A 25,125-nucleotide genomic window follows, 5' to 3' on the forward strand; every position below is an offset into this window, starting at 1 on the left:
CGAACGCCCAATGGGCCCCCGTCCCCACAACGCGCGGATCAGCCGACGAAGAACGGCTGCGTTCCGTGCGCGGCGATGGCGCTCGACAGCCGCTCCAGCGCGTGGGCGTAGGCCGCGGTGCGCATCGGGATGTTCCGGGCCGTTCCCATGTCCCAGACCCGGCGGCCCTCGGTCTCCATGATCACGCGCAGACGCTCGTGGATCTCGCTCAGGCCCCAATAGTAGCCCTGACGGTTCTGCACCCACTCGAAGTAGGACACCGTCACGCCGCCGGCGTTCGCCAGGATGTCGGGCAGGACGATGACGCCGGCCTCGTTCAGGATGCGGTCGGCGTCCGGCGTGATCGGGCCGTTGGCCAGTTCCAGGACGACGCGGGCCGTGATGAGCCCGGCGTTGCCCTTGTGGATCTGATCCTCCAGCGCCGCCGGGACCAGGATCTCGCAATCGGTGCCGAGAAGCTCGTCGCCGGTCACCGCACGGGCGCCGTTTTCCGTGTAGGCGGTCACCGAGCCGCCGCGCTCCTTGGCCGCCTGCACGGCCTGCGGGTCCAGCCCGTCCGCGCAGACGATGGCGCCGCGGGAATCGGACAGGCCGACGATGCGGTAACCATCCGCGTGCAGCAGACGCGCGATGTGGAAGCCGGCGTTGCCGTAGCCCTGGATCACCACCCGGCGGGCCGACCCGGAGAGGCCCAGGTCCTTCTCCAGATGCTTGATGAGGTAGTAGCCGCCGCGCGCGGTCGCGTCGTCGCGCCCGAGCGATCCGCCGAGCGGCAGCGGCTTGCCGGTGATCACGGCCGGGCTCGGCTGGCGGACGATGGAGCTGTACTCGTCGGCCATCCACCCCATGATCATGGAGTTGGTGTAGACGTCCGGCGCCGGGATGTCGCGGTCGGGTCCGATCATGCCGGCGAAAGCCTGCACATAGGCGCGCGACAGGCGCTCCAGCTCCGACTTGGACAGGCTGTGCGGATCGACCTTCACCGCGCCCTTGCCCCCGCCGTAAGGCAGGTTCATCACCGCGCACTTGAAGGTCATCCAGAAGGCCAGCGTGGTCACCTCCTCCAGGTTGGAACTCGGATGGAAGCGGATGCCGCCCTTGGTCGGGCCGCGGGTGTCGTCGTAGCGGCACCGCCACGCCGGGAAGGAGCGCCGCGATCCGTCGTCCATGCGCACCGACAGGCGGACGCTCAGGGTCTCCTTGGCGTATTTCAGCTTCTCGAGAACCTCGGAATCCACCTCAACGTGCTTCGCGGCTTCATCCAGGCGGCTCAGCGCCCCCGAAAGCAGATCGTCCATTACTCTTCCCCATGGTTTCGGTCAGGAGCACCGCAGGTTGGCCGCATCTCCTTCCTGGAAGGTTCTGCTCACCGCCCCTAAGGCATATGACGGCTTTTTCTACTGGGGAATAACCCGGATCAAAATATCCGTATTACTACGGAAATCGCACAACATGTTGGGAAATAACGATAATTTTTTTACAGCCCAACGCGCCGCGAACGCTCCGTAATCATACGGATGGCCGTGGACAATCCGCGTGGGCGAGAGTTCATCCGGGCTTGAATCACCGCCGCCACGCAGTCGAGGACGCATCGATGACCGAGGGAACCGACCGGCCGCTGATCTGGATCGGGCGCATGGAGTATGGCCGCCTGCTGCGGGCCATGGACCGCCTGGCCGTTCAGGCTCCGGAGGTCTCGGCGTTCCTGTCGCGGGAGCTGGAGCGGGCGATTGTTCGGCCGGAAAGCGACCTCCCGCGGACGATCGTGCGCATGGGCAGCCGGGTGCTGTTCCGCCGCGACGACGGCCTGCCACTGGAATGGGGAGAGCTGGTCTATCCGGATCAAGCGCCCAAGGAAGAGCAGATCACCGTCGCCTCCCCTCTGGGGGTGGCCATGCTCGGCCTCCGGGAAGGCGCCCGGATGCCCTACAGCGACGCCGACGGGATCACGCGCCAGCTGACGATCGACCGGATTCTCCCAACCTGACGCCGCCGGCACGGCTGCCGTCGCTCTTCATTTGCAAATGCGAATGATTCGCACTATTAGTGGAGCATGTTCCGCTCCACCGCCACGCTTGGCTCCGGACGGAATCCGCGATTCAACAGCCGAAGCCAATCGGGGGCGGAGACGATGTGTGAGCGTTGTCGGAAGACCGTGCCATCCTGCGTACTGGGACAGGCCAAGCGCCGGAAGCTGTGGACGATTCCCACGGAGTATCATTGCTCGATCGTGGGCACCTGCCTGTCGTCGGAGGATGTGGCGTGGCTGTGCCGGCGGCTGAAGCTGGTCCCCACGGCGGACGCCCGCCCCTACGACATCCACCGCTATTTCGTGGAGAAGGCCGCGGAAGACGGGCCGGAAGCCCGGCTGATGCACAAGCGACTGGACGAGACCTTCGCCATCGCGGTGAAGCGCTTCGCGCGCGAGACGACCGAAGAGGGCTGGATGGCGCTGTGGACCGCCGCGGTGGCCTCGGGCGACGTCGCCGCCGCCTATTGGGGCGTGCTGAGCCACGGCGCCATGCCCGACGCGGTGCGGGTGCGCGCTTTCGCCGACGTGCACATGCTCTCCCACATCATGGGCGGTGAGAACCGCCGCCAATTGCGGGAAAACCGCGATCTGGCCCGGCGCTGCGAGGAGATGACCGCCCGGCTGGCCAAGCAGGAGCGCGCCGCCGCCGAGCGCGTCGCCGAGAAGGACGCCCGCATCCGGGAGCTGGAGGCTCAGCTCGCCGCCCAGCGGGCCGCGCCCGCGGTTCTGGAAACGCCGATCGCCCCGAAAGCGCCGTCCGGCCGCGCGCCGGGCCAGGCGCGGCTTCTGCGCACCATGGACGCCCTGCACCGCCGCGTCGCCAGCGAGCGGATGCGCGCCCGCCACGCCGAGGCGGAGGTGGAGCGGCTACGCCGCCTGCTCGACCCGCCGGCCGCGCAGCTCCGCCGCACCGCCGTTGCCGGGACGAACGCCCCGACCGACCTCGGCGGGCGGGCCATCCTCTATGTGGGCGGACGGACCAAGAGCCTGCCCCATCTGCGGGCGGCGGTGGAAACGCGCAACGGCTGCCTGCTGCACCATGACGGCGGGTTCGAGCAGACCACCCGCTGCCTGGAGGGGCTGGTCGAGCGCGCCGACGTGGTGGTCTGTCCGGTCGACTGCGTCAGCCACGACGCCTGCCTGCGGGTGAAGGGGCTGTGCCGCCGCATGGGCAAGCCCTTCGTTCCCATGCGCAGCGCCGGCGCCACCAGCTTCGCCCGCATCCTGCACAGCTTCGGACAGGACGGCGCCGGGGAGGAATCCGCCCACCACTGAGCGCCGCCCGGGCGCCTGTTGCGGTCAGGCGCTGCGGACACCGGCGAGGAAGTCGCCGACTTCGCCGGTCAGCCGCTCCGCCTGCTGCGACAGCTCCTGCGCCGCGCTCAGCACATGGGTCGCCGCCGCCCCGGTGTCGTTGGCCGCCTGCTGTACGCCGGCGATGTTGGACGCGACCTCCTGCGTGCCGACAGCCGCCTGATGGACGTTGCGGGTGATCTCCTGGGTGGCGGCGCCCTGCTCCTCCACCGCGGCGGCGATGGCGGTGGCGATCTCGTTCACCTCGCCGATCACGCTGGCGATGTCCTGGATCGCCGCGACGGCGTCGCGCGTGACGGTCTGCACCTGGGCGATCTGCGCCGCGATGTCGTCGGTCGCCTGCGCGGTCTGGCTCGCCAGCGTCTTCACCTCGTGCGCCACGACGGCGAAGCCCTTGCCGGCGTCGCCGGCGCGCGCCGCCTCGATGGTGGCGTTCAGCGCCAGCAGGTTGGTCTGGCTGGAGATCGCCTGGATCAGGCCGACCACCTCGCCGATGCGCTGGGCGCAGCCGGCCATCAGCCGGACCGTCTCGTCCGTCCGCCGGGCGTCGGCAACGGCCCGCGTCGTGATCGCCTGCGACTGGGCGGCGCGGTTGCCGATCTCCCGGATGGAGGCGGTGAGCTGCTCGGTCGCCGCCGCTACGGTCTGCACGTTCGTCGAGGCCTGCTCCGACGCGGCGGCCACGGCGAAGGACTGGTGGTTGGTCTGCTGGGCCGCCGTCGACATGGAGCCGGCGGTCGCCTCCATCTCGGTCGCCGCGGAGGACAGGGTGCCGACCAGCCCGCTCACCTTGGCTTCGAAGCCGCGGGTCAGCCGGTCCAACGCGGCCGCCCGCCGCTCGCGCGCCTCCTGGTCGCGCCGCTGCTCCGCCTCCAGCCGCTCGCGCGCCACGGCGTGCTCCTGGAAGACCTCGACGGCCTGCGCCATGGCGCCGATCTCGTCGCGGCGCCCGGTGCCGGGGATGGCGACCGCCAGATCGCCATCGGCCAGTTGCCGCATGGCCCCGGTCATCGCGGTCAGCGGCCGGACGATCCGCCGGACCACCAGCAGCGAGCCACCCACGCCCAGAAGCAGGCTGAGCGTGAAGACGGCGAGGCTGACGAGCAGGTCGGAGCGCGCCTCATCCGCGGCCTCCGCGACCGCCGCGTCGATGGCGGCGCCCACCGTTCCGGCCAGCGTGAGGATGGAGTCGATGCCCACGGTCGCCCGGCTCAACCATTCGTCGGCGGTCAGGGGATAGCGACCGTCCGCACCGGCCTTCAGAACGGCCCGCCGGGTCTCCGAGAAGCCTTGGAAATAGGCGGCCTCGACCCCGTCGATGGCGCGGGCCAGGTGCGGAGTGAGGTCCGGGCGCGCGCGCAGCGCGCGGATGCCGTCCCAGGCCTGCTCCAGCCGCCCGCGCGACTGCGCCAGCGCTTCGGCCTGTGCAGGCGTGACCGCCCGCCCGCCGGCGACGAGGGCGCTGAACAGCCCGCGCTCCCGCCCGGCATGCTCGGCCATGTCGGCCGCATAGCCGCGCAACTGGACCAGCTGGAAGGTCGCCGTCTTCGGTGGCGGGGCCACCGCCTCCAGCAACAGGCGCAGGGAGCCGATCCGCTCGATGTGCGCGGTGATGACCGCGCCGAATCCCGACACCACGTCCGGCGAGCGATCGGCGGGCTGGCGCGACAGCGCCTCGTCCACACCGCGCCGGTAATCCTTGAAGGCGGTCATCGACGCCTCCACCGCGTCCAGGCGCGGAGTGTGCCGGCCCATCTCCGGTGCGGCGCGCAACGCCTCCAGCGCGGCCCCCAAGGCGCCGTCGGCGCCGTCGCGGCGCTGCTGCAGGCGGGCGCGCCGATCGGCCGGAAGCGGGTCCGGGCTGTTCAGCGCGCCGTTGGTGGCGCCCCGTTCCTGGGCGAAGTCCCCGGCGGCGACCACCAGCCCGCTGGCCACCTGATTGACCCTGCGGTAGGCCGCGGCCGTCTCGACGCCGCGGAGGGCCTCGAAGGCGGCATCGCCGGACATGAAAATTCCGAGAAGAGCGAGTCCGCCGACAATCTGCGGCAGAATGACCTTGATCGACAGTAATCGCATGGAACTTCTCGCGGCAACGAACAACATTCGTCAATTTGAGTTTGCGCCACGGCGTTCCTCCTTGACCTCGATCAAGAGATCGTAATTTGCCATGCGGAACGTTCAGGAGGCTGAAATCATGGATAGGTTACAGATATTTCTATGGTTGTTTTTAAACATTGCCGACCAGCCTTAATAAAACGCCATGCCGACGGACTCTTCGATAACGGACGGCCGCAAAGTTGCAGGGCGCCGCCGCGCCCTGTGCTACAGTGCCGCCGGAAGGAGCCGTCATGCCGTCTGAACACCCGTCGCCCGAAGCCTCTCTGCCCAACCAGGATGCCCCTGAACCTCTCTTGAAGCTGGGCGATGCGCCCCGTCCGGCCACCATGCCCGACAGCCTCGCCGCGCAGGTCGCGGGCTGGCGCTTCGTCCTGCGCAACCCGGTGGCTCCAAGCTTCTATTCCAAGCCCGGAACGCCCTGGCAGAGTCCACCAGAGGGGTGCCTGCGGGCCAGCGACCGTTGGAACCTGGATGGTGCCTTCCCCACCGACCGGCCCGTCGAGAACGGCGCGCAGTGGGCCGTCGCGCGGTTCGAGGGCGGCGTGTGGCGCGTGGAAAGCTGCGCTCCGGCCGCTGCCCGCCCGGCGGTGCGCGACCTGCTGCGCCTGCGGGTGGAACGGCTGACCGCCGCCCGCCGCTGGACCCATGGTGACCTGGAGCTTCTGCACGGCCTGCTGGATGGCGGCACCCTGGCGGAATCCGTCCTGCTGGCCGGCGACGACGGACGGGCGCGCTCCCTGCGGTCGTTGAAGGCGCTGGGTCTCGCCGGAACCGCCTCCGCAGACGACCCGGAGCTTCCCGACGCGGCGAAAGCGCTGCTTGCGGACGGGGCGGAGAGCGTCGTCTGGCTCGATGCCGACGCGCGGGAGATCGCCGACGGCATCCTGTCCTGGCACGCCAAGAAGCAGACGCGCGCCGCCGCGCGGGTGAGCCGGGGCGCCGAGGCCAAGCAGCGCGGCGACGATATCAAGGACGCTTTGACCAAGGCGGTGCAGCGGGCCTTTCCGCGCATCCCCAAGGAGGCCGCCGCCGCCGCCGCGACCCGGCTGGCGCCCGGTGTGAAGAAGCTGGGCCGCATGCCGGCGCTGCAGCCCATTGTGGATGCGGTGGCGGAGGTGCGGCTGGAGCGTTGGCGGCAGGCCGTGGCGTCGGAGCCGGAGGTGGCCAAGCGCTTGGCCGCCATGGAGGCGCGCGGCGACGCGAACCGCGCGCTCAAGCGCTTCCGCGACCAACGGGCGGTCGAGCGCGCGGAGGCCGAGTTGAAGGAATGGCGCGGCGACCTCGGCCCCGTGCTGTCCCGCCGCCTGGGCTGGTGAGAGCGGAAACGGCCCAGCGGAGTCAGCGCACGCCGGGGAACCACTCGGTGTGGCTGTCGCCGCTGCGGCCGTAATAGACGACCCGCCGGCCCAGGATGCTGACCGTCCAGCCGGCGCAGCCGGCCCGCAGCACCCGCTCGCGGAAGCCACCATAACGGATCGCTCCGGCCTGGATGGCGCGGACGGCGGACTCCACGCCCTCCGCCGAGAAATCCACGGCCGGCGCCAGGGTGGACGGCAGAACCTCCACCCGCTCCGTCGTCCCGTCCGGGAAATAGTAGGTCGTCTCCGCGCGCACGAGATCGGTGTGGTAGCGCTCCACCCCTGCGACGGCCAGCGCCGCGACGACCTCGGGAAATGTGATTCGCTCGTCGTCCGACGCGCGGCTGCACTCCTGCAGGACGGCGGTGATTCGGGGGTCCATGGCGTTGTCTCCGTGCGTCGCGGTCAAATGAGCGGTCAATCGATGGGAATGGAGCGCAGCCCCATCCGGCGGACGATGCCCTTCAGAGTCTCCTCGATCCGCGCCCGCTCCGCGTGGTCGAGATGGCCGAAGAAATTCGCGTCGTTGCGGTCCGCCATGGCGGACAGATCGGGCACCAGCGCCCGCCCCTGCGGGGTGAGCGCCAGCGTCTGGTAACGCCGGTCGTCCGCATCGGCGGTTTGGGTGAGCAGCCCCTTGGCGGCGAGCCGATCGGCCAGTTTCGAGATGGCGCCCCGCGTCATGCCCAGCCGGTCGGCGAGAAGGCTGGGCGCAACGCCGTCGTTGCTGTGGAGGTCGCGCAGGACGACCCATTCGGCGACGGTCACCCCCCGTTCCGCCAGCATCGCGGCGAAGGCGTGGGACACGTGGTTCGACACGAAGCGCAGCCAGTAGCCGAGATGCGCGTCGAGCGGGCTGATGTTCGGCTCGGCCAACAGACCCTCCATGAGTTTCCTTGGAAACTAATCCAACAATGGTTTCCTTGTCAACTTCTTGGAGTCACTCTCCCGGATCGGTGCTCTGTCGGCGCAACGACACCGTCTCCCGCCCAGCCGCTCACATGAGGATAGTGTTGTTTCAAAGTTGAAACGAATGGCCCCAAGCCAATTGAAAGCGTTCCCTATAATTTCTGTTCAGCCGATGCTGGGAAAATTAAGCGAAACGGGATCGAACTTTTCAATGCAGGGCCAAAGTGCCGGACTCCAGTTTCACTTTGTATCACCAACGCGGTAAACGATCAGAGTATGACTATTTGAAATCTCATATTGCGATAAATTGAATTGAAATTCATGATTAGTGTTATCTAAATCAATTGGCGATACGGTCACCCAGCCACCTTCACACGCCTCTGGTGATACCATGTTCAAGCTCATCTCAGCGGGACACGCGGAAGCTAAAGCCAAGCTCGCGGCATTGGATGCTGCCCAGGCCATCATCGAACTTTCGCCGGACGGCATTGTTCTTTCCGCAAACAAAAACTTCATTGCCGCGCTTGGCTGCAGCCCGGATGAGATCAAGGGTCGTCCCTGGTCGTCCGTTCTCTCCCTTCGAGGCGAGGAGGGTGGCAACCCCAAGGCCGTGTGGGATGCGCTGCGGCGCGGCGAACCGCGGTCCGGGGAATGCCTGTTGGTTGACAAGGCGGGACGGGAAACCTGGGTCCACACGCTCTTCACCCCGATCCGCGACGACGCGGGACGGACGGTCATGGTCGTGGCCTACGCTGTGGACATCACCGCCGACAAACACCGCTCCGCCGATCAGGAGGGGCAGATCGCCGCGGTCAACAAATCGCAGGCGGTCATCGAATTCGACATCAACGGCAATGTCCTGACGGCCAACGCCAACTTCCTCGCCACCATGGGTTACCGGCTGGAGGAGATCACCGGTCGGCATCACGCCATCTTCGTGGCGCCGGAGGAGCGCAACAGCGATGGCTACCGCCGCTTCTGGGACGCGCTCCGGCGAGGCGAGCATCAGACGACGGAATTCCGGCGGATCCGCAAGGATGGCGGCGACGTCTGGATCCAGGCCAGCTACAACCCCGTCTTCGACCCGCAAGGCCGTCTGGCCAAGGTCGTCAAGTTCGCCACCGACACCACGGAGCGGGTCAAGGAGCGGTTGAACCGCGCCGACATCGGGCGCGCGGTGGATGGTGACCTCGGCCACATCACCCAGTCCATCGCCGATGCCAACCGGCAGGCCGCCGCCGCCGCGAACGCCGCCGCCCAGACCAGCCATACCGTCCAGTCCGTCGCCGCCGGGGCCGAGGAACTCGTCGCGTCCGTCAACGAGATCAGCCAGCAGACCGCCACCGCCTCGGTCATCTCGAACGAGGCGGTCGGCGAGGCCGAGCGGATCAGCGCGACCGTCGAGGAACTGGTGGAGGCCGCCAAGCGGATCGGCCTGGTGGTCAAGATGATCTCGGACATCGCCAACCAAACCAATCTGCTGGCGCTGAACGCCACCATCGAGGCCGCGCGGGCCGGCGAGAACGGCAAGGGCTTCGCGGTGGTCGCGACGGAGGTGAAGGCGCTGGCGACCCAGGCGGCCAAGGCGACGGAGCAGATCACCTCGCAGATCGCCCAGGTTCAGGGCGCCACCGATTCCGCCGCCCGCGCCATCAGCTCGATCGGCGGGACGATCCGCAAACTGAACGGCATCTCCGCCGCCATCGCCTCCGCCACCGAGGAGCAGAGTGCCGTCGTCCGCGACATCTCCGCCCACATGCAGGCCACGGCCGACGCCATCGCGACGATCAGCGGCAACATGGCCGGCATCGCCCGCGCCACCGAAGACGCCGCCCAATCGACCGGAAAGGTCAAGGCGCTGTCGCGCACCCTCGCGGCCTGATGAACGTCCCGACAGACGACAGCGGGCATTGAGGGAAAGGAGAGATAAAATCCGATCGGCGCCGTTTCGGCGGCATGCTCCGGAATTTTAGCAACTTATAAGATTAATGATCGCCTTGACCGGTCCGTCCGCGATGGTATTGTCACGGCCGAGCCGGAATTTGAACCGGCGGACGCGCCGATGTTCAATCGGAGCGCTGCGCGCCCCCGGCCATGGAACGCCGGACGGGCGCCGCGCTCCATCGTTCCGCTATGCCGAGGCAGCCTATGCACCGCCTGATGCCGTTTCGCACCGTCGCGACCTTGTGGCTTGCCGTCCTGCTCTCCGTCCCGGCGGTGCTGTCCGCCGAGGCGGACGAGGTCTACCGGGTGCTGACCTGGAGGATGGCTCCCTACGCGATGGTGGACGAGCAAGGCAAGCTGACCGGCTTCGAGGTGGAGATCGCCCGCGCGCTCTGCGACACTATGGGCATCCGCTGCGAGATCACCGCCCTGCAGTTTCCGGAAGTCCTGGACCTGCTCGACCGCAACGCCGCCGACTTTGCGGTCGCCAGCATCCTGAAGACTCCGGAGCGGATGAAGAAATACCTCTTCACCGACCGCCACAAGCGGTCCAGCTCCAGCTACATCGGGCGGGCCGGCGAATGGACGCCGGGCGTGGCGCCGGACCTGAACGGGAAGCGCGTGTCCGTCACCCGCGGGTCGAAGCAGTATGATTACCTGACCGCGAAGAACACCGGCTGCACGGTGGTGATCTACGACGATCAGGCGGAGGCGCTGCGCGCCGTCCTCGACGGGCAGGTCGATCTGGCCCTGGCCCCGACCGCCGTCACCGTCCATCTGCTGACCAGCGCCGAGGGGGAGGCGCTGGAGGTGGTGGGCGACCCGCTGACCGAGAGCGGGCTGGGCGGTGAGTCGGCCATCGCCCTCCCGCTGGGGCGCGAGGAGTTGCGCGACCGCGTCAACATGGCGTTGCGGGCCATCCTGGCGGACGGGCGCTACGACGCCATCAGCTCCCGCTTCCTGCCCTTCCGGATGTACTGAGGCCCCCATGGGTTTCCGCATGCGCTTCCCCACGGCACACGCCATCCTGACCGCCGCAGTCCTGACCGCCTCAGTCCTGCTCGCCGGGCTCGCGCTGCCGCAGCCGGCCGGGGCCGACGCGCCGCCGCCGGCCGGCCGGCCGCATCTGCGCGTCGTGGTCATCGACCATTCCCCGCCCTTCAGCGACCGCGACGCCGACGGTCTGCTGGTCGGCTTCAACATCGACTTCGGGCGGGAGCTGTGCCGGTCGCTGGGCGTGGTGTGCAGCTTCGACGCGGCGCCCTTCAAGCAGATCATCGACGACGTCGCCGCGGGCCGCTACGACATCGGCTTCGGCAACGTCCTGCGCACGCCGGACCGCGAGCAGCGGCTCCTGTTCTCCATTCCCTATTGGCGGTCGAGCACCAGCCTGGTCGGGCGGCGGGGCGTGCCGGAACTGGGCCTGGAGGAGGCGATCCGCAGCCGGCGCATCGCCGCCATCCGCGGTTCGCGGCAGCATGCGGCCCTGCTCCGTCTCGCCGACGCCGATCCGGCGCTGCAGGCCAACGTGGTCCCCGTCTCCACGCTCGACGACCTGTGGGAGGCCATGCGCAACGGCCAAAGCGAGATGGCCATCGGCCCGACGCTGAACGTGGTGCATTTCCTTCTGTCCGACTCCGGGGACGGTTTCGAGACCATCGGCACCCCGATGTCCGAGGACGGGCTGGGCGGGACCGTGCACATCGTCTTCCCGCCCGGTCAGCACGACCTGAAGGCGTCGGTGGACCGGGCGCTGACGGCCCTGCGCAACGACGGCACCTACCAGCGGATCAACCGCAATTACTTCCCCTTCGACATCTACTGAACCGGAACCGGCCATGACGCCCGCCCGCGACCGCAGGCATCCCCGCGTACGGCTGCAGCCGGCGATTCTCACCGGCGGCGCTATCCTGCTGGTGCTGATCGGTCTGCTGTTCCTCGGCATCGTCGGGGAGCAGGGCAAGATGGAACGGCTGGCCGCCGACAGCCAGGACCGCATGGTGCCGCTGATCCTGGAACGCCAGCGCGCCGTTGTGAATCTGGAGCGGCTGAAGCAGTCGGGGGCGATCGTCCTCTCCGCCGACGATCCCCGCCGCCGCCGCGAGGCGCTGCTGGCCGCCCAGGCCCTGGCGTTCCACCCGACCTTCCAGTTCGATCCCGCGCTGAAGCGGCAGGTGACGGACGCCTATGCGGTCATCCGGCAGGTCTCCTCGGCGAAGGCCCGGCGGTTGGAGGGCGCCACAGCCGGCGACGTCAACGCGTCCGCCGAGGAGGAGCGCCTCGCTGAGAAATGGGCGCAGACACTTGTCGAGCTGAACGCGGTCGGCGACCGGCTGCTGGTCGACGTCACCGAATTGACGGCCGGCCGCCTCGGCCAGATCCAGGAACGCACCCGTCTGGTGTCGCAGGTCATCCAGTTCGCCTTCGTCGCCGTTCTGGCGATCTTCATCGCCGCCGGGCTGCTGATCCGCCGCCATGTGGTGCGCCCGCTGCTCGCCGCCGCCGAGGGCCTGCGCCGCATCGGCGAGGGCGAGCGCGACATCCGGCTTCCCGGCGCCCGCACGCAGGAGCTGGACAGCATCCAGAACGCCGTCGTCCGGCTGGGCACCCAGGCCGAGGAGCTGCGCCTGACCCGCGACCGGGCGGAGGCGGCATCCGAGGCCAAAGCCAGCTTCCTCGCCAACATGAGCCACGAGATCCGCACCCCGATGAACGCGGTGATCGGCCTGTCGCATCTGGCGCTGAAGACCGACCTGACGCCGCGCCAGCGCGATTACGTGCTCAAGATCAGCCAGTCCGGCCAGCATCTGCTGGGCATCATCAACGACATCCTGGATTTCTCCAAGATCGAGGCCGGGAAGCTGAGCGTCGAGCGCACCGGCTTCCATCTCGACAAGGTGCTGGGCACGCTGGCCGACCTGATCGCCGAGAAGGCCGCGGCCAAGGGGCTGGAGCTGATCTTCGACGTCGCCCAGACCGTGCCGAGCGACCTCATCGGCGATCCGCTGCGCATCGGGCAGATTCTGGTCAACTACGCCAACAACGCGGTCAAATTCACCGAACGCGGCGAGATCGCCATCATCGTCCGGCTGGAGGAGGAGGCCGGCGAGGAGCTGCTCGTCCGCTTCGAGGTGCGCGACACCGGCATCGGACTGAGCGACGAACAGAAAAACCAGCTTTTCCAGAGCTTCCAGCAGGCCGACGCCTCGACCACCCGCAAATACGGCGGCACCGGCCTGGGTCTGGCCATCTCCAAGCGGCTGGCCGAGCTGATGGGCGGCGCGGTCGGGGTGGAGAGCGCGCCGGGCCGCGGCTCCTGCTTCTGGTTCACCGCCCGGCTGGGCCGCGACAAGCCGCGCCGCGTTCTGCTGCCGCGGCCCGATCTGCGCGGCCTGCGCTGCCTGGTGGTGGACGACAACGAGAACGCCCGCATCGTACTGACCGACATGCTCGCGGCCATGTCCTTCACCGCCGAGGCCGTCGAATCCGGTCAGGCGGCCATCCAGGCGGCACGGCTCGCGGCGCGCGACGGCCGGCCCTTCCGCGTCGTTCTGCTCGACTGGCAGATGCCGGGCATGGACGGGCTGGAGACCTCCGCCGGCCTCGCCGCGCTGGAGCTGGAACTGGCCCCCCACCACATCATGGTCACCTCTTACGGCCGGGAGGAGGTGCTGAAGGGCGCCGAGAACACAGCCATCGAAGAGGTTCTGTTCAAGCCTGTCAACCCGTCGGCCCTGTTCGACGGCATCATGCGGGTTCTCGGCGCCGACGAGGCGGCGACGGACGTCGCCCCGGCGCCGGCCGACGCGCCGGCCGCTGATCTGTCGCGCCTGCGCGGCGCGCGCATCCTGCTGGCCGAGGACAACGACCTGAACCAGCAGGTGGCCTGCGAACTGCTGGGCGACGCCGGACTGGTGGTCGAGGTCGCGGAGAACGGGGCCATCGCCGTGGCCATGGTGCAGGCGGCGTCCTACGACCTCGTGCTGATGGACATGCAGATGCCGGTCATGGACGGCATTGCCGCGACCCTGGAAATCCGCCGGCTGGGCTTCGACGCTCTGCCCATCGTCGCGATGACCGCCAACGCCATGCAGGCCGACCGCGACCGCTGCCTGGACGCGGGCATGAACGACTATCTGGCCAAGCCCATCGATCCGGAGGCGCTGTGGGCCACACTGCTGGCCTGGATCATGCCCCGCCCGGGGCTCGGCGCCGAGGCTCCCCTTCCCCTCCCCGTCCGGATGGCGGAGGAGGAGGGCGACCTGCCCGTTGGCGTTCCCGGGCTGGACACCGCCACCGGACTGTCCCGGGTGCTGGGCAAGCAGCGCCTCTACCTCGACCTGCTGCGCAAGTTCACCGCCGGGCAGCGCGGTGCGACGGCCGCCATCCGCGCGGCGCTGGACGCGGGGGACCTCGCCACGGCGGAGCGCTGCGCCCACACTTTGAAGGGGACCGCCGGCAACATCGGCGCCCACCCCGTCCAGGACGCCGCCGAGCGGTTGGAGGCGGTCATCCGCAACGCCCGGCCACGCCCGGAGATCGACGCGCGGCTGGCCGCGCTGGAGCCGCCGCTCGGCGCCCTCCTCGCCCATCTGGAGGCGGCGCTGGCACCGGCGGGCACCACCACGCCGTCCGGAGCCGACGCCGTCGCGGTCGATGCGGACGAACTCCGCGCCCTGTGCGACCGGCTCCGCCAGCTTCTGGTCGACAGCGACCCGGACGCCGAGGAGGCGCTGACGGCGAACGCCGGCCTGCTGCAAGCCGCCTTCCCCGACCGGTTCGAGGCCATCGCCAGCCAGATCCGCAACTTCGACTTCGACCAGGCCGCCGCGACCCTGGACGCGGCCTTGGCCGGGCGCGGCGTGGCCGCGCATTCCTGATCAGACGCCGGCCCGCCGGCTCCCCACATCGGAACGATTTCATGGACATCGCATTGCCCGCACCGGCCCCCGCTACGCCGAAGGCCACGATCCTCATCGTGGACGACACGCCCGACAACCTGAAGCTGCTCAGCGGCCTGCTGAAGGACAGCTACCGGATCAAGGTCGCCAACAACGGGCGCAAGGCGCTGGAGATCGCCGGCGCGTCGCCCGCGCCCGACCTGATCCTTCTGGACGTGGTCATGCCGGAGATGGACGGCTATGCGGTCTGCGCCGCCCTGAAGGAGGCGCCGGGAACCCGGAACATCCCGGTGATCTTCCTGACCGGGCGGGCCGACGAGGCCGACCGGGAGCGCGGCTTCGCCCTGGGGGCGGTGGATTACATCGCAAAGCCGGTCGATCCGCCGACGGTGCTGCAGCGGGTCGCCGCACGGCTTCCGGTGTCCTGACCGCCGCCCTTCGCGCCAGCCGCCGTCCGAACCAGCCTCAGGCCGACGCCTCCGCCAGGGCGGACACCCGCCGCGGCATGCGCACGACGAAGGTGGCGCCGCCCCCCGGAAGGCTTTCCACCTCGATGGTGCCCTGAAGCACCTGATGGACGAGGTTGAAGGCGATGTAGAGCCCCAGCCCCGGAAACTCGATGCCACGGCGGGTGGTGAAGAAGGGATCGAACAGCTTGGGCAGATGCTCCGGGTCGATCCCCTTGCCGTCGTCGGCAAGGCGCAGTTCCACCCAGTCCTCCTCCCGCGGGGTCACCGACAGGGTGACCCGCCCGCTCTGGCCGGGCCGGAAGGCGTGGGCCACGGCGTTGCGGATCAGGATGGACAGCACCTCCGACAGCGGGCCGGGATGGCTGTCGATGGTCAGGCCGGCGGGGCAGCAGACGGTGAGGCTGTGCCCGCCTTCTCGCAGGTGGGGATCGAGCCCGAACAGCGCGTCGGACAGATAGTCCTTCAGGTCGAACACCCGCCGCTCCGACCCGGCGCGGTCCACCACCACCTGCTTGAAGCTCTGGATCAGGTTGGCGGTGCGCACGATGTTGGTGGTGACCAGCAGCGCGCCCTCCCGCGCGTTCTCCAGGAAGCGGGCGAGGTCGGACTTGCGGATCGCCCCGCTCTGGAACTGCGAGGCCAGCGATTCGACCAGGGCGGAGAGATGGGAGACCGCGGTCAGCGCCACGCCGATCGGCGTGTTGATCTCGTGCGCGACGCCGGACACCAGCAGGCCCAGCGCCGCCATCTTCTCCGTCTGGATCAGGTGCTGCTGCGTCTCCTCCAGCCGGCTGTGCGCGGCCCGCACCTCCTCGACGGTGGCGCGCAGCGAGTCGGCGGTAGCCTTCAGCGACAGGTGGTTCTTCACCCGCGCCAGGACGATGGGGGGGCTGATCGGCTTGCTGATGTAATCGACGGCACCCAGATCGAGACCGAACTTCTCGTCCTCCACCGAGGTGCGCGCGGTGAGGAAGATCACCGGAACGTCGCTTGTCCGTGGATCGGCCTTGAGGCGGCGGCACACTTCATAGCCGTCCATGCTCGGCATCATGACGTCGAGCAGGATCAGATCGGGCGGATGGTCGGAAAAGGCGATGCGCAGGGCGGCGTCGCCGTTGTTCACGGTCTTGACCGTATAAATGGATTTCAGGTGGCTGCTCAGCAGCGACAGGTTGTCGGCGGTGTCATCCACGATGAGAATCGTCGCCTTCGTCGGTGCTCCCATATCCGCCCCTTCCTCTTGCGGCGGAAAAGACGATCCGGCACTCCCCCCGCTTGGGGGCGCCGGCCACAACCAGCGCTTCTCCAGCCTGCAGGAACACCCTCGTCCGCCGAAAGAGACCTTACAACGCGATTTTTTATCGTCCAAGACAATTTATCGGTGCCGGTTGGGCGCAACACTCTCCCGAATTCTCATTACCTGAAGAAAAAACAACTTAATTTTACGCATCTCCCGAATTCACAAACCGCCATATCCGGCGGGGGAACCGGCCGGCGCCCAGAGGCGTTTCCGTGTCCGCAGGCGGCGGCCGCGGCGCGAAAAAGTGGTAGCCCGCCCCCACCCGTCAAACTGTCACAGACCGCTCGTATAGTCCGTCCAACTTTGGAAATGCCTCGTGAATCCAGCCATGCCGACGCCGACACACACCCGAATGATCCAGCCCGCCTCCGCACAGACGCTGCATTGCGCCTGCTGCGGGCGTCCGTTCACCCGCGCCTCCGGCCGCGGCCCCGCCCCGCTCTACTGCTCGGCGGACTGCCGGACGCAGATCCGCATCCGCCAGCGGGTCTGGTCGAGCCGGCCCGGCTATGCCGCTGCGAACGGCACGGCCAACCACCGCCCCACCCAGTTCGAGCCCACCCTGTTCGAGACGGCCTGCGCATCATGATGAAGCTGGTGATCCACGACCGCCATTCCGCCGCCGGGCTGATCCTGCCGGAGGTCGGCCAGATGCGTGACGTCGTGCGTGCCCTGCGCGGGCTGGAGACGGTGGACAGCGCGTCGGTGCTTCTGGAGGCCTTCGCGCGGCGCTGCCTGGAGGCCGGCGTGGCCTTCGATTCGACGGACCCGCTGACCGCCTGCTCCTTCTGCACCCATCTGGTGGAGGTGGAGGTCCATGCGGAGGAGGGCGCGGCGCCCGTCCAGTTCGTCCGGCTCTACGACCGCGACGCCGACGGCATCCTCTGCCGCCGCCATCACGGCACCCTGCACGCGGTGGCCCGGCAGTTGCGGTGCGAGGACGGCGTGCCCTTCCCCACCCTGCCGGCCATCGCCGCCAAAACGGCGGCCTTCACGGCCGCCATCCCGCCGCGCCCGCTTTGAGCAACCGGACACGGACGGAATCACCAATCGTCACGGCATGTACTGGCCGCCGTTGACGTCGAGAACCTGCCCGGTGATGTAGCCGCTGCAGGCGTGCGACGCGAAGAACAGGAAGGTCGGAGCGCACTCTTCCGGACGGCCGAAGCGGCCCATCGGGAAGCCGGAGCCGATGCGGGCCTTGGTGTCCTCGTCCTTGTCGGCGTGGAAGGCCGTGTCGAAGGTCCCCGGCGACACCATGTTGAAGCGGATGCCGTCCTTCGTGTGGAAGGCCACCCAGTTCTTCTGGATGTTGTGCAGCCACGCCTTGGCCGCGCCGTACAGGCCAGCGCCAGGACCGCCGCCGGTGTAGCCGGCGACCGAGCCGACCGAGATCACCGAGGAGGTGGTGCCGTTCTGCGCCGCCGCGGCCTTCAGGTGCGGCAGGGCGTGCTTGGTCACCATCAGGGCGGAGCGGGAGTTCAGGTCGGTCACCGCGTCGAAGAACGCGTCGTCGATTTCCGGCAGCGGCTTGCGCGCGACCAGGCCGCCCGCGTTGTTGACGAGCACGTCGATGCCGCCGAAGCGCTCCACGAACGCCTCGACGAGCGTACCGCACGCCGCGCTGTCCGACACGTCGGCCTGGAGGAAGACGACCTCGCCGCCCAGCCCGTTCAGACGGGCCAGCGTGGCCTCCAGGTCCGCCGGAACGCGGCGGCCGTTCATGGCGACCTTGGCGCCGGCGCGGGCGAACGCCTCCACCGCCGCCAAGCCGATGCCCTGGGTGGAGCCGGTGATGAGAACGCGCTTGCCCTTCAGATCGTCAAACATTCCTTGCCTCTCGTGTCTTGGTCTTGACGTTCCCTCTCCCCTCCGGGGAGAGGGTTCAAACAGCCAGGCGGGGTTCCGGCAGGCCCTGGGCGCCGGGATCGAACATCAGGACGCGCCCGCCATGCGGGTCCTCGGCGAGGTCCGCCGGCCCGCGGCTGAGCGAGGTGACCAGCATCGTCCGCAGGTCCGGCCCGCCGAAGGCGCACATGGTCGGCTTGCGCATCGGCACCTCGATGCGGCGGTCGAGGTCGCCGTTCGGAGTGAAGCGCTTGATGCAACCCTCATCCAGGCAGCAGATCCAGTAGCAGCCGTCGACGTCCACCGCGGCGCCGTCGGGACGCCCGACCATCGCCCGCATGTCGACGAAGGGGCGGCGGTTGGCGGCGGTGCCGGTGTCCGTGTCGTAGTCCCAGGCCCAGACCATCCGCACGTTGCGGTGGCTGTCGGACGCGTAGAGGGTGCGCCCGTCCGGGCTGAAGGCTGACCCGTTGGGGATGATGTAGCCGCCGGTCCCCGTCTCGGTCAGCCCGTCGGCCCGCGTGAAGCGGTGCCACCGGCCGGAGGAGTCGCCTTGGCTGATGTCCATGACCATGCTGGACAGCCAGAACCGTCCCTGCCGGTCGCAGCGCCCGTCGTTGAAGCGCATGCCCTCCTTGGGGAAGCGGTGGGTGGCGAGGGTGGTGACCACCGCCTCGCCCCCCTCGCCCGGTAGGTCGACGTCGAAGACGCCGGTCTCGCAGGCGCAGACCACGCCGCCGTCCGGACGCAGGACGAGGCTGCCGATCATCTCCGGCAGGGTCCAGCGGCGGTGGGCGCCGCTGGAGGGGTCGAGACGGTGGATGGTCCGCGCCGGGATGTCGATCCAGGTCCACGAGTTCCGCTCGGCGTCCCAGACCGGATTCTCGCCGGTGCCGTTGCGCAGGTCGGGATCGAAGACGGCCTCCAGGCCAATGCTGGTCGTGGTCGTCATTCCGGGGTCCCCATGCGGCTGCTCCCGGCGGCCGGGTTGATCGTCGTCGGTCCGCCGGACGAGCGTTGCGCCCACAGGCGGCGCAGCAGCGGGAGCATCAGCGTCAGGATCGCGATGGTCAGCAGGACCGCGGTGATCGGACGGGTGTAGAGGAAGTCGTAGCTGCCGCCCGACAGCGACAGTGCGCGACGGAAGTTCGCCTCCGCCATCGGCCCCATGATGAGGGCGAGCACGACGGGCGAGGCCGGGAAGTCCCACTTCTGCATGAAGTAGCCGACGACGCCGGCGGCCAGCATGATCCAGATGTCGAACAGGCTGTTGTTGATGGCGTAGGTACCGACGATGCACAGCGCCAGGATGCACGGCGTCAGAACCGACTTCGGCATCTGCAGGATGCGCCCCATGAAGCGCAGCGAGCCGAGGCCGACCACCAGCATCATCACGTAGCAGACCAGCATGCCGGCGAACAGCGTGAAGACCAGATCGGCATGGTCCTTGAACAGCAGCGGGCCGGGCTGCAGGCCCTGGAGCGTCAGGGCGCCCAGCATCACCGCGGTCACCGCGTCGCCGGGGATACCCAGAGTCAGCATGGTCAGCAGCGCGCCGCCGGTGCAGCCGTTGGCGCCGGACTCGCAGGCGGCGACGGCGCCCAATTCGCCCTTGCCGTAATTCTCCGGTGTCTTGCTGAAGCGCTTGGCCTCGTTGTAGGCGACGAAGGCGGCGATGTCGGCGCCGGCGCCCGGGATCATGCCGATGATGATGCCAAGGCCCGAGGAGCGCGCGATGTTGCCGATCTGGCGGCGGAACATGTGCCAGGGCGGGATGATGCGGTCCAGCGCCGCGGCCATGCCGGCGCGAACCTGCGGGTCCTCCAGCGACTTGAAGGCTTCGGCGGCGGCGAACAGGCCGATCATCACCGGGATGAAGGGCACGTTGAACAACTCGGTGTAGCCGCCGGTGTAGCGCGGGAAGCCGCCCATCGGGTCGAGCCCGACGGTCGCCAGCAGCAGGCCGAGGAATCCGGAGATCAGGCCCTTGATGACCGACACGCCGGAAATGCTCGCAATGATCGACAAGCCGAAGACGGCGAGCGCGAAGGATTCCGACGCGCTGAATTCCAACGCGAAGCGCGCCAGCACCGGGGCCAGGAAGATCAGCACGAAGACGCTGGCCGTGCCGCCCAGGAAGGACGAGAAGGTGGCGGTGCCGAGCGCGATGCCGGCCTGCCCCTTCTTGGTCAGCTCGAAGCCGTCGATGGCGGTGGCGGCGGCGGCCGGGGTGCCGGGGATCTTCAGCAGGATGGCGGTGACCGACCCGCCGTAGATGCCGCCGAAGAAGACGCCGGAAATCATCAACAGGCCCGACAGCGGGTCCATGCCGAAGGTGAAGGGCAGCAGGATCGCCACGCCCATCGTCGCCGTCAGGCCGGGCAGCGCGCCGATGATGATGCCCAGCGTGACGCCGAACAGGGCGAGCAGCAGCGCCATGGGCTGGTTGAACAGCGCCTGCGCGCCGTGAAGAAGCATGTCGAGTTCGTACATCTCACCCCTCCGTCAGCGGAGTGTTGCGGCCGGTCGGATCGGTTCGGGTCATTCGAAAAGACTCCCGACCGGAAGCGGCACGCTGAGCGCCACGGCGAAGGCGGCGTAGATGAGCGCGGTCAGCACGGCGGCGATGGCGGCGTTCGCGATCACGTTGCGCCGCCCCATCAGCCACATCAGGCCGAACAGGTAGATGGGCGTCGCGATGGCGTAGCCGACGAACTCCATGGCGTACAGGCAGGCGGCGGTCGCGACGATGCCGATGGCCACCGTGCCGTAGCTGGCCTTGGGTTCGGCCTGCGCCGGATCGTCCGGGGGAGCGGCCGGCGCCCGAAGCGTGTTGAAGACCAGGATCGCGCAGAGCACCAGCAGGGCAACCGCGAAGATGATCGGGAAGCGTGCAGGGCCGACGTCGGTCTCCAGCATGGTCGGCGGGAAATCACCCGCGACGATGATGGCGGCCACAGCGACAGCCATGACGAGGACAGCGATGACCAGCGTGGCAAGGCGGTCCTGCGGGCGCAGGCCGACCTTGCCGCCCGGAGCGGGAGCGTTGCTCATGAATGAATCTCCTTCGGACGCCCGGCGGCCCGAAGGCCGCCGGGGACACGCCGGGGATGCGGCTTGCGTGAAGCGGCTTGCTTGGATCGGCTTACTTGGCGAGGCCGATCTGCTTCATCAGCACCTTGAACATTTCGGCGTCCTTCTCCATGGCCACCTTGTATTCCGGGCCGTCGAGATAAGCGTAGCTGAGGTTCATCTTGGCCAGCTGGTCGCGGAAGCCCTGCTCCTCGACCGCCTTCTTGGAGGCGGCGCGCAGCGTCTCGACGACGTTCGCCGGGGTCTTCTTCGGAACGACGATGCCGCGCCACGTGGCGACCGTTACGTCGATGCCCTTCTCCTTCAGCGTCGGGGCGTCCGGGAACGCCTTGGAGCGCTGGTCGTCCATCACGGCCAGGATGCGCAGCGTGCCGGCGGCGATGTGGCTCGACACCTCGGCCGGGCTGACGCTGACCGCCTCGATGTGGTTGCCGAGGAGTGCCGTGACCGCCGGGTTGGCGCCGTCGTACGGGATGTGGCTGAACTTCAGGCCCGACTTGGTCGCCAGAGCCTCGGCGGCGAGGTGCCAGATGGCGCCGGTGCCGGAGTTGCCGATGCGGACCTTGCCCGGGTTCTCCTTGGCGTAGGCCAGGAACTCCTCGATGGTCTTCCACGGCGCGTTGGCGTTGACCGTGATGGCGCTCGGCTCCGCGTTCAGGCGGGCGATCGGGGTGAAATCATCGGCCGTGAAGCGGGCGACGCCGAGGTTCGGCAGGGTGGTGATCTCCACGGTGCCCATGCCGATGCGGTAGCCGTCCGGACGGGCGGCCATGATCTCCGACAGGCCGACGGCACCGCCGCCGCCGGTCTTGTTCACCACGCCGACCGACTGCGGCAGGTGGCGGTTCACGGCGTCCGCGTAGGCGCGGGCCACCAGATCGGTGCCGCCGCCGGCCGCGTACGGAACGATCAGCTCGATCGCCTTGGTCGGGTACTCGGCGGCCTGCACGGCGACCATCATCGTGGCGGAGGTCAGCGCGCCGACGACGGCGCCGGTGACGAAACGATAGCCCTTCATGAACGTTCTCCCTGGAAAATTGCTTGTGATGGTGAGGGGGGAGGAAATCCGCGGCGCGTTCTGCGACCGGCCGCAGACTTGTGCGCTGGTGCCGAGGGTTCGGTCAGCGCGGGTTGAGGCGCCGCCACGCGGCGACGAAGGCGTCCGCCCGGACGCCGACCTCGGCGGCGGACAGGCCCGGCGCATACAGCGCGGACCCCAGCCCGAAGCCGGCCACGCCGGCCTCCAGGAACGGCGCCATGGTGTCCGGGGCGATGCCGCCCACGGGCAGCAGGCGGGTGCCGGCGGGCAGGATGGCGCGCATAGCCTTGATGATGCGCGGGCCGACCAGTTCCGCCGGGAAGATCTTCAGGGCGTCGGCCCCGGCTGACAGCGCTGCGAAAGCTTCCGTCGGCGTGGCGATCCCGGGCAGGCTGACCAACCCCGCGGCCTTCGCGGCGCGGATCACCGCGGTGTCGGCGTGCGGCATGACGACCAGATCGGCGCCGATCTCCTTGAGCCGGGCCACCTGCTCCACCTCCAGAACCGTGCCGGCGCCGACCAGCGCGTCGCGCGGCAGCAACCGGCGGACGGCGGCGATGCTCGTGAACGGATCGGGCGAGTTCAGCGGCACCTCGATCATGCGGAAGCCGCTGTCGTAGAGCGTCTGCGCGACACCCTCCGCCTCCGCGGGGGTCAGGCCGCGCAGGATGGCGACCAGCGGCAGCGCGGAAAAGGCGGCGTCGAAGCGGGCCTTGATGGAATCGTCGGACATATCGGTTACTCCCCCGCCGGCGCGATCAGGCCGGCGGCAACGGCAAACTGGAAGAGCCCACGCGGGGCGGTGTTCTCAAGCCGGTCGGTGGGCTCGACGCCCAGCAGTTCCAGGCCGCGCACGTAGCGGCGGCAGAGCGCGCCCTCGCCGATCAGCAGCAGCGGGCGGCCTTCATGCAGCTCGTTGCGCATGTGGCCGAGGCCGGAGACCAGCTCGTGGCCGATCAGCAGGCCGGACAGGTAATCCTTCAGAAGCTCCGCCGGCATGCGGCGGGTGATGCCGAGCGTGCGCGCGGCGAAGATCTGGTGCGTGAAGTCGCCCGGCCCGCTGGCCTGCGCCGCCCGCACGCCCTCGGCGAAGGCGGCGTCGGACTCGGCCTCCGCCGGGGCGGCGTCCGCCGGCATCAGCCGGCCGAGGATCGAGTGCTTGCACAGGACGGCGAAGGTCTCGCCGGTCATGTAGGTGGAGAAGCGGATCATGCGCCCGCCGACGATCTCCACCCATTTGGAATGGGTGCCGGGCAGCACCATGCAGGCGTCGCGGCCCCAGTCGGGACGGTCGGCCAGCACCCCGGCGATCTGGATCTCCTCGCCGCGCAGGATGTCCGGCGGGCCGCTCGGCGGGTCGTAGAGGACGCCCGGCGCGATCAGGATGCGGGAGCCCGACGCGCTCTCCACCGGGATGGCCTGCGAGGCCAGGGTGGTCGTGTCGGCGGGGCAGCGGACATAGGGGGCCTCGCGCCAGCCCTGGGCGCTGCCGACCATGCCGCCGGCCACAACCGGCAGGCCGGGATATGCTGCCAGCCAGTCGCCGCACAGGTCGGCGAAGGCCTGCTCGAAGCCGGCGATGCCCGGCATCGGCAGGTTCTGGATGCCGTGCGCGTTGGCGCGCTGGTCCAGCACCCGCCCGTCGCCGCCCATCAGGAAGCCGCGCAGGCTCGACGTTCCCCAGTCGAGGGCGATCAGCGATGCCCCGACGCCCGTTCGTCCCGTTTCCATCCCAAATCCTTTGAAATCGCGTCGGCGACCGCCCGGACCACGGGTCCAAGCTCCTCCATCCGTTCGTCCGGCATGTACGGCACGGCGCTCGCCACGCTGATGGCGGCGACGACCTGGTTGCGGACGTCACGGATCGGCGCGCCGACGCAGCGGATGCCGATTTCGTTTTCTTCAAGGTCGAAGGACCAGCCGCGGTCCACATAGGCGGCCAGCCGGGATTCGAACTCCGGCCAGGGCGCCAGCGGGGGCCGTTCCGGCGCCGCCGCGGTCAGGCGGAGCGCGTGTTCGTACAGCTCGGACCAGCGCTCGCGCGGCAGGCCGAGGAGAAGCGCCTTGCCAAGCCCCGTGGAGGCCAGCGGCATGCGCAGGCCGATGCGCGACCGCATCTCCAGCCCGCGCGTGTTCGGAATCTTGTCGAGGTAGAAGACCTCCGCCCCTTCGACGACGCCGAGATGGACGGTGTCGCCGGTCTGGCGGGCCAGTTCCTCGATGTGCGGGCGGGCGATGGCGACCAGCGGGCGCTGCTCCAGCGCGCGCATGCCGAGCGCGATCAGCTTCGGCCCCAGCAGATAGCCCTTGTAGGGCACGTGATGCAGATAGCCGTCCTGGGTCAGGCTGTTGAGCATCCGGTGCGTGGTGCTGCGCGGCGTGCCCAGCCGGGCGGCGATGCCCTTCACGTCACCGATGCCCGCCGCCACGCATTCCAGGAGGGCGAGGCCGCGCATCAGCGTCTGGGTTCCGGAGGCCTGCGGCTTCTCCGGCGACGCTTGTGCATCGAGCGGATTTGCTCCGATGCCGGCCATATCCTCCCTCCCGCGTTGTTGTCCGATATCTGGCATATCAGTTTCCACCACTTTATGAAGGCGTACGGAGTGTGTCAAATAAATAAATCTTTGTCCATATAGTGAGACAATGGCAGCGCAAGACAGCCTTGCCCCACGGTCTGGGCGGCCGTCTTGACCGGGGCGGGGCTCCTGCCCATCTGTTCCCTTGAGGCGACCGGGGCCGCGCATGGTGCGGGCCACACAGGCCGTCTTCCCGCGCCTTCGCAAAGGGCGGGAACCATAA

Annotated in this window: 24 protein-coding genes; 10 read left to right on the forward strand and 14 right to left on the reverse strand. The window is 68.9% G+C overall.

Annotated features, from left to right (window positions below; translation table 11 throughout):
* Nucleotides 1-38 precede the first annotated feature (38 nt).
* Nucleotides 39-1,298, reverse strand: a complete 1,260-nt coding sequence (locus tag FBZ83_RS07000) for a Glu/Leu/Phe/Val family dehydrogenase (RefSeq protein ID WP_145681759.1) — start codon at nucleotides 1,296-1,298, stop codon at nucleotides 39-41.
* Between the two features lie 296 nt (nucleotides 1,299-1,594).
* On the opposite strand from FBZ83_RS07000, the gene FBZ83_RS07005 reads away from it, so the two are divergent.
* On the forward strand, nucleotides 1,595-1,987 hold the full coding sequence (locus FBZ83_RS07005) for a GreA/GreB family elongation factor (RefSeq protein WP_145681762.1): 393 nt from the start codon (nucleotides 1,595-1,597) through the stop codon (nucleotides 1,985-1,987).
* Between the two features lie 168 nt (nucleotides 1,988-2,155).
* Complete coding sequence (locus FBZ83_RS31840) at nucleotides 2,156-3,307, forward strand: DUF2325 domain-containing protein (RefSeq protein ID WP_247888186.1); 1,152 nt, start codon at nucleotides 2,156-2,158, stop codon at nucleotides 3,305-3,307.
* Between the two features lie 24 nt (nucleotides 3,308-3,331).
* On the opposite strand, the gene FBZ83_RS07015 is transcribed toward FBZ83_RS31840, so the two are convergent.
* Nucleotides 3,332-5,422, reverse strand: a complete 2,091-nt coding sequence (locus FBZ83_RS07015; RefSeq protein WP_186465997.1) for a methyl-accepting chemotaxis protein — start codon at nucleotides 5,420-5,422, stop codon at nucleotides 3,332-3,334.
* Nucleotides 5,423-5,694: 272 nt separating this feature from the next.
* On the opposite strand from FBZ83_RS07015, the gene FBZ83_RS07020 reads away from it, so the two are divergent.
* Nucleotides 5,695-6,780, forward strand: a complete 1,086-nt coding sequence (locus FBZ83_RS07020; protein ID WP_145681766.1) for a hypothetical protein — start codon at nucleotides 5,695-5,697, stop codon at nucleotides 6,778-6,780.
* Between the two features lie 22 nt (nucleotides 6,781-6,802).
* Here FBZ83_RS07020 and FBZ83_RS07025 read toward each other — a convergent pair whose 3' ends face one another.
* The 3 genes from FBZ83_RS07025 to FBZ83_RS31640 all read right to left on the reverse strand — a co-directional run bounded on the left by FBZ83_RS07025 (nucleotide 6,803) and on the right by FBZ83_RS31640 (nucleotide 8,220).
* On the reverse strand, nucleotides 6,803-7,204 hold the full coding sequence (locus FBZ83_RS07025) for a DUF1398 domain-containing protein (protein WP_145681767.1): 402 nt from the start codon (nucleotides 7,202-7,204) through the stop codon (nucleotides 6,803-6,805).
* Between the two features lie 35 nt (nucleotides 7,205-7,239).
* Nucleotides 7,240-7,710, reverse strand: a complete 471-nt coding sequence (locus FBZ83_RS07030; RefSeq protein WP_145681770.1) for a MarR family winged helix-turn-helix transcriptional regulator — start codon at nucleotides 7,708-7,710, stop codon at nucleotides 7,240-7,242.
* Between the two features lie 261 nt (nucleotides 7,711-7,971).
* Complete coding sequence (locus FBZ83_RS31640; RefSeq protein WP_211101642.1) at nucleotides 7,972-8,220, reverse strand: hypothetical protein; 249 nt, start codon at nucleotides 8,218-8,220, stop codon at nucleotides 7,972-7,974.
* On the opposite strand from FBZ83_RS31640, the gene FBZ83_RS07035 reads away from it, so the two are divergent.
* From FBZ83_RS07035 to FBZ83_RS07055, 5 genes are all read left to right on the forward strand, one after another.
* The gene (locus tag FBZ83_RS07035) at nucleotides 8,123-9,613 is read left to right on the forward strand and encodes a methyl-accepting chemotaxis protein (protein WP_145681772.1); all 1,491 of its coding nucleotides are present in this window, start codon (nucleotides 8,123-8,125) and stop codon (nucleotides 9,611-9,613) included. The two genes, FBZ83_RS31640 and FBZ83_RS07035, sit on opposite strands and share 98 nt — an antisense overlap.
* 278 nt (nucleotides 9,614-9,891) lie before the next feature.
* The gene (locus tag FBZ83_RS07040; protein ID WP_247888187.1) at nucleotides 9,892-10,656 is read left to right on the forward strand and encodes a substrate-binding periplasmic protein; all 765 of its coding nucleotides are present in this window, start codon (nucleotides 9,892-9,894) and stop codon (nucleotides 10,654-10,656) included.
* Between the two features lie 7 nt (nucleotides 10,657-10,663).
* The gene (locus FBZ83_RS07045; RefSeq protein ID WP_247888188.1) at nucleotides 10,664-11,500 is read left to right on the forward strand and encodes a substrate-binding periplasmic protein; all 837 of its coding nucleotides are present in this window, start codon (nucleotides 10,664-10,666) and stop codon (nucleotides 11,498-11,500) included.
* Between the two features lie 13 nt (nucleotides 11,501-11,513).
* Complete coding sequence (locus tag FBZ83_RS07050; RefSeq protein ID WP_145681776.1) at nucleotides 11,514-14,555, forward strand: response regulator; 3,042 nt, start codon at nucleotides 11,514-11,516, stop codon at nucleotides 14,553-14,555.
* A gap of 41 nt (nucleotides 14,556-14,596) precedes the next feature.
* Complete coding sequence (locus FBZ83_RS07055) at nucleotides 14,597-15,004, forward strand: response regulator (protein ID WP_145681778.1); 408 nt, start codon at nucleotides 14,597-14,599, stop codon at nucleotides 15,002-15,004.
* A gap of 37 nt (nucleotides 15,005-15,041) precedes the next feature.
* On the opposite strand, the gene FBZ83_RS07060 is transcribed toward FBZ83_RS07055, so the two are convergent.
* Nucleotides 15,042-16,271, reverse strand: coding sequence for a sensor histidine kinase (locus tag FBZ83_RS07060; protein ID WP_145681781.1), 1,230 nt, complete (start codon nucleotides 16,269-16,271; stop codon nucleotides 15,042-15,044).
* A gap of 403 nt (nucleotides 16,272-16,674) precedes the next feature.
* Between FBZ83_RS07060 and FBZ83_RS07065 the strand changes: the two genes are divergently transcribed.
* Complete coding sequence (locus tag FBZ83_RS07065) at nucleotides 16,675-16,935, forward strand: hypothetical protein (RefSeq protein WP_247888189.1); 261 nt, start codon at nucleotides 16,675-16,677, stop codon at nucleotides 16,933-16,935.
* A complete protein-coding gene (locus FBZ83_RS07070) occupies nucleotides 16,932-17,369 on the forward strand; it encodes a hypothetical protein (protein WP_145681783.1) in 438 nt (145 codons plus the stop codon). Before FBZ83_RS07065 ends, FBZ83_RS07070 begins: the two co-directional genes overlap by 4 nt.
* A 30-nt stretch (nucleotides 17,370-17,399) precedes the next feature.
* Here the strand turns inward: FBZ83_RS07070 and FBZ83_RS07075 are convergent, their stop codons facing one another.
* The 8 genes from FBZ83_RS07075 to FBZ83_RS07110 form a co-directional block, all read right to left on the reverse strand.
* Nucleotides 17,400-18,176: an SDR family NAD(P)-dependent oxidoreductase gene (locus tag FBZ83_RS07075; protein WP_145681785.1), complete on the reverse strand. Its 777-nt coding sequence runs from the start codon at nucleotides 18,174-18,176 to the stop codon at nucleotides 17,400-17,402.
* A 55-nt stretch (nucleotides 18,177-18,231) separates the two neighbouring features.
* A complete protein-coding gene (locus FBZ83_RS07080; protein WP_145681787.1) occupies nucleotides 18,232-19,146 on the reverse strand; it encodes an SMP-30/gluconolactonase/LRE family protein in 915 nt (304 codons plus the stop codon).
* A complete protein-coding gene (locus FBZ83_RS07085; protein WP_145681789.1) occupies nucleotides 19,143-20,687 on the reverse strand; it encodes a tripartite tricarboxylate transporter permease in 1,545 nt (514 codons plus the stop codon). The genes FBZ83_RS07080 and FBZ83_RS07085 overlap by 4 nt, the downstream gene beginning before the upstream one ends.
* Nucleotides 20,688-20,735: 48 nt before the next feature.
* Nucleotides 20,736-21,248, reverse strand: a complete 513-nt coding sequence (locus FBZ83_RS07090) for a tripartite tricarboxylate transporter TctB family protein (protein WP_114856703.1) — start codon at nucleotides 21,246-21,248, stop codon at nucleotides 20,736-20,738.
* Between the two features lie 91 nt (nucleotides 21,249-21,339).
* Nucleotides 21,340-22,305: a Bug family tripartite tricarboxylate transporter substrate binding protein gene (locus FBZ83_RS07095; protein ID WP_145681791.1), complete on the reverse strand. Its 966-nt coding sequence runs from the start codon at nucleotides 22,303-22,305 to the stop codon at nucleotides 21,340-21,342.
* A gap of 103 nt (nucleotides 22,306-22,408) precedes the next feature.
* Nucleotides 22,409-23,059: a 2-dehydro-3-deoxy-6-phosphogalactonate aldolase gene (locus tag FBZ83_RS07100; protein WP_145681792.1), complete on the reverse strand. Its 651-nt coding sequence runs from the start codon at nucleotides 23,057-23,059 to the stop codon at nucleotides 22,409-22,411.
* 5 nt (nucleotides 23,060-23,064) lie between these two features.
* Complete coding sequence (locus tag FBZ83_RS07105; protein ID WP_145681793.1) at nucleotides 23,065-24,057, reverse strand: 2-dehydro-3-deoxygalactonokinase; 993 nt, start codon at nucleotides 24,055-24,057, stop codon at nucleotides 23,065-23,067.
* On the reverse strand, nucleotides 24,021-24,860 hold the full coding sequence (locus FBZ83_RS07110) for an IclR family transcriptional regulator (protein ID WP_040136541.1): 840 nt from the start codon (nucleotides 24,858-24,860) through the stop codon (nucleotides 24,021-24,023). The genes FBZ83_RS07105 and FBZ83_RS07110 overlap by 37 nt, the downstream gene beginning before the upstream one ends.
* Between the last annotated feature and the right edge of the window lie 265 nt (nucleotides 24,861-25,125).

The organism is Azospirillum brasilense, from assembly GCF_007827815.1.
GTDB lineage: Bacteria > Pseudomonadota > Alphaproteobacteria > Azospirillales > Azospirillaceae > Azospirillum > Azospirillum brasilense_C.

Coding starts and splice junctions, on each gene's coding strand:
- FBZ83_RS07000 (WP_145681759.1), bottom strand. CDS start 1,298: ATGGACGATCTGCTTTCGGGGGCGCTGAGCCGCCTGGATGAAGCCGCG.
- FBZ83_RS07005 (WP_145681762.1), top strand. CDS start 1,595: ATGACCGAGGGAACCGACCGGCCGCTGATCTGGATCGGGCGCATGGAG.
- FBZ83_RS07015 (WP_186465997.1), bottom strand. CDS start 5,422: ATGCGATTACTGTCGATCAAGGTCATTCTGCCGCAGATTGTCGGCGGA.
- FBZ83_RS07020 (WP_145681766.1), top strand. CDS start 5,695: ATGCCGTCTGAACACCCGTCGCCCGAAGCCTCTCTGCCCAACCAGGAT.
- FBZ83_RS07025 (WP_145681767.1), bottom strand. CDS start 7,204: ATGGACCCCCGAATCACCGCCGTCCTGCAGGAGTGCAGCCGCGCGTCG.
- FBZ83_RS07030 (WP_145681770.1), bottom strand. CDS start 7,710: ATGGAGGGTCTGTTGGCCGAGCCGAACATCAGCCCGCTCGACGCGCAT.
- FBZ83_RS07035 (WP_145681772.1), top strand. CDS start 8,123: ATGTTCAAGCTCATCTCAGCGGGACACGCGGAAGCTAAAGCCAAGCTC.
- FBZ83_RS31640 (WP_211101642.1), bottom strand. CDS start 8,220: ATGCCGTCCGGCGAAAGTTCGATGATGGCCTGGGCAGCATCCAATGCC.
- FBZ83_RS07040 (WP_247888187.1), top strand. CDS start 9,892: ATGCCGTTTCGCACCGTCGCGACCTTGTGGCTTGCCGTCCTGCTCTCC.
- FBZ83_RS07045 (WP_247888188.1), top strand. CDS start 10,664: ATGGGTTTCCGCATGCGCTTCCCCACGGCACACGCCATCCTGACCGCC.
- FBZ83_RS07050 (WP_145681776.1), top strand. CDS start 11,514: ATGACGCCCGCCCGCGACCGCAGGCATCCCCGCGTACGGCTGCAGCCG.
- FBZ83_RS07055 (WP_145681778.1), top strand. CDS start 14,597: ATGGACATCGCATTGCCCGCACCGGCCCCCGCTACGCCGAAGGCCACG.
- FBZ83_RS07060 (WP_145681781.1), bottom strand. CDS start 16,271: ATGGGAGCACCGACGAAGGCGACGATTCTCATCGTGGATGACACCGCC.
- FBZ83_RS07065 (WP_247888189.1), top strand. CDS start 16,675: ATGCCGACGCCGACACACACCCGAATGATCCAGCCCGCCTCCGCACAG.
- FBZ83_RS07070 (WP_145681783.1), top strand. CDS start 16,932: ATGATGAAGCTGGTGATCCACGACCGCCATTCCGCCGCCGGGCTGATC.
- FBZ83_RS07075 (WP_145681785.1), bottom strand. CDS start 18,176: ATGTTTGACGATCTGAAGGGCAAGCGCGTTCTCATCACCGGCTCCACC.
- FBZ83_RS07080 (WP_145681787.1), bottom strand. CDS start 19,146: ATGACGACCACGACCAGCATTGGCCTGGAGGCCGTCTTCGATCCCGAC.
- FBZ83_RS07085 (WP_145681789.1), bottom strand. CDS start 20,687: ATGTACGAACTCGACATGCTTCTTCACGGCGCGCAGGCGCTGTTCAAC.
- FBZ83_RS07090 (WP_114856703.1), bottom strand. CDS start 21,248: ATGAGCAACGCTCCCGCTCCGGGCGGCAAGGTCGGCCTGCGCCCGCAG.
- FBZ83_RS07095 (WP_145681791.1), bottom strand. CDS start 22,305: ATGAAGGGCTATCGTTTCGTCACCGGCGCCGTCGTCGGCGCGCTGACC.
- FBZ83_RS07100 (WP_145681792.1), bottom strand. CDS start 23,059: ATGTCCGACGATTCCATCAAGGCCCGCTTCGACGCCGCCTTTTCCGCG.
- FBZ83_RS07105 (WP_145681793.1), bottom strand. CDS start 24,057: ATGGAAACGGGACGAACGGGCGTCGGGGCATCGCTGATCGCCCTCGAC.
- FBZ83_RS07110 (WP_040136541.1), bottom strand. CDS start 24,860: ATGGCCGGCATCGGAGCAAATCCGCTCGATGCACAAGCGTCGCCGGAG.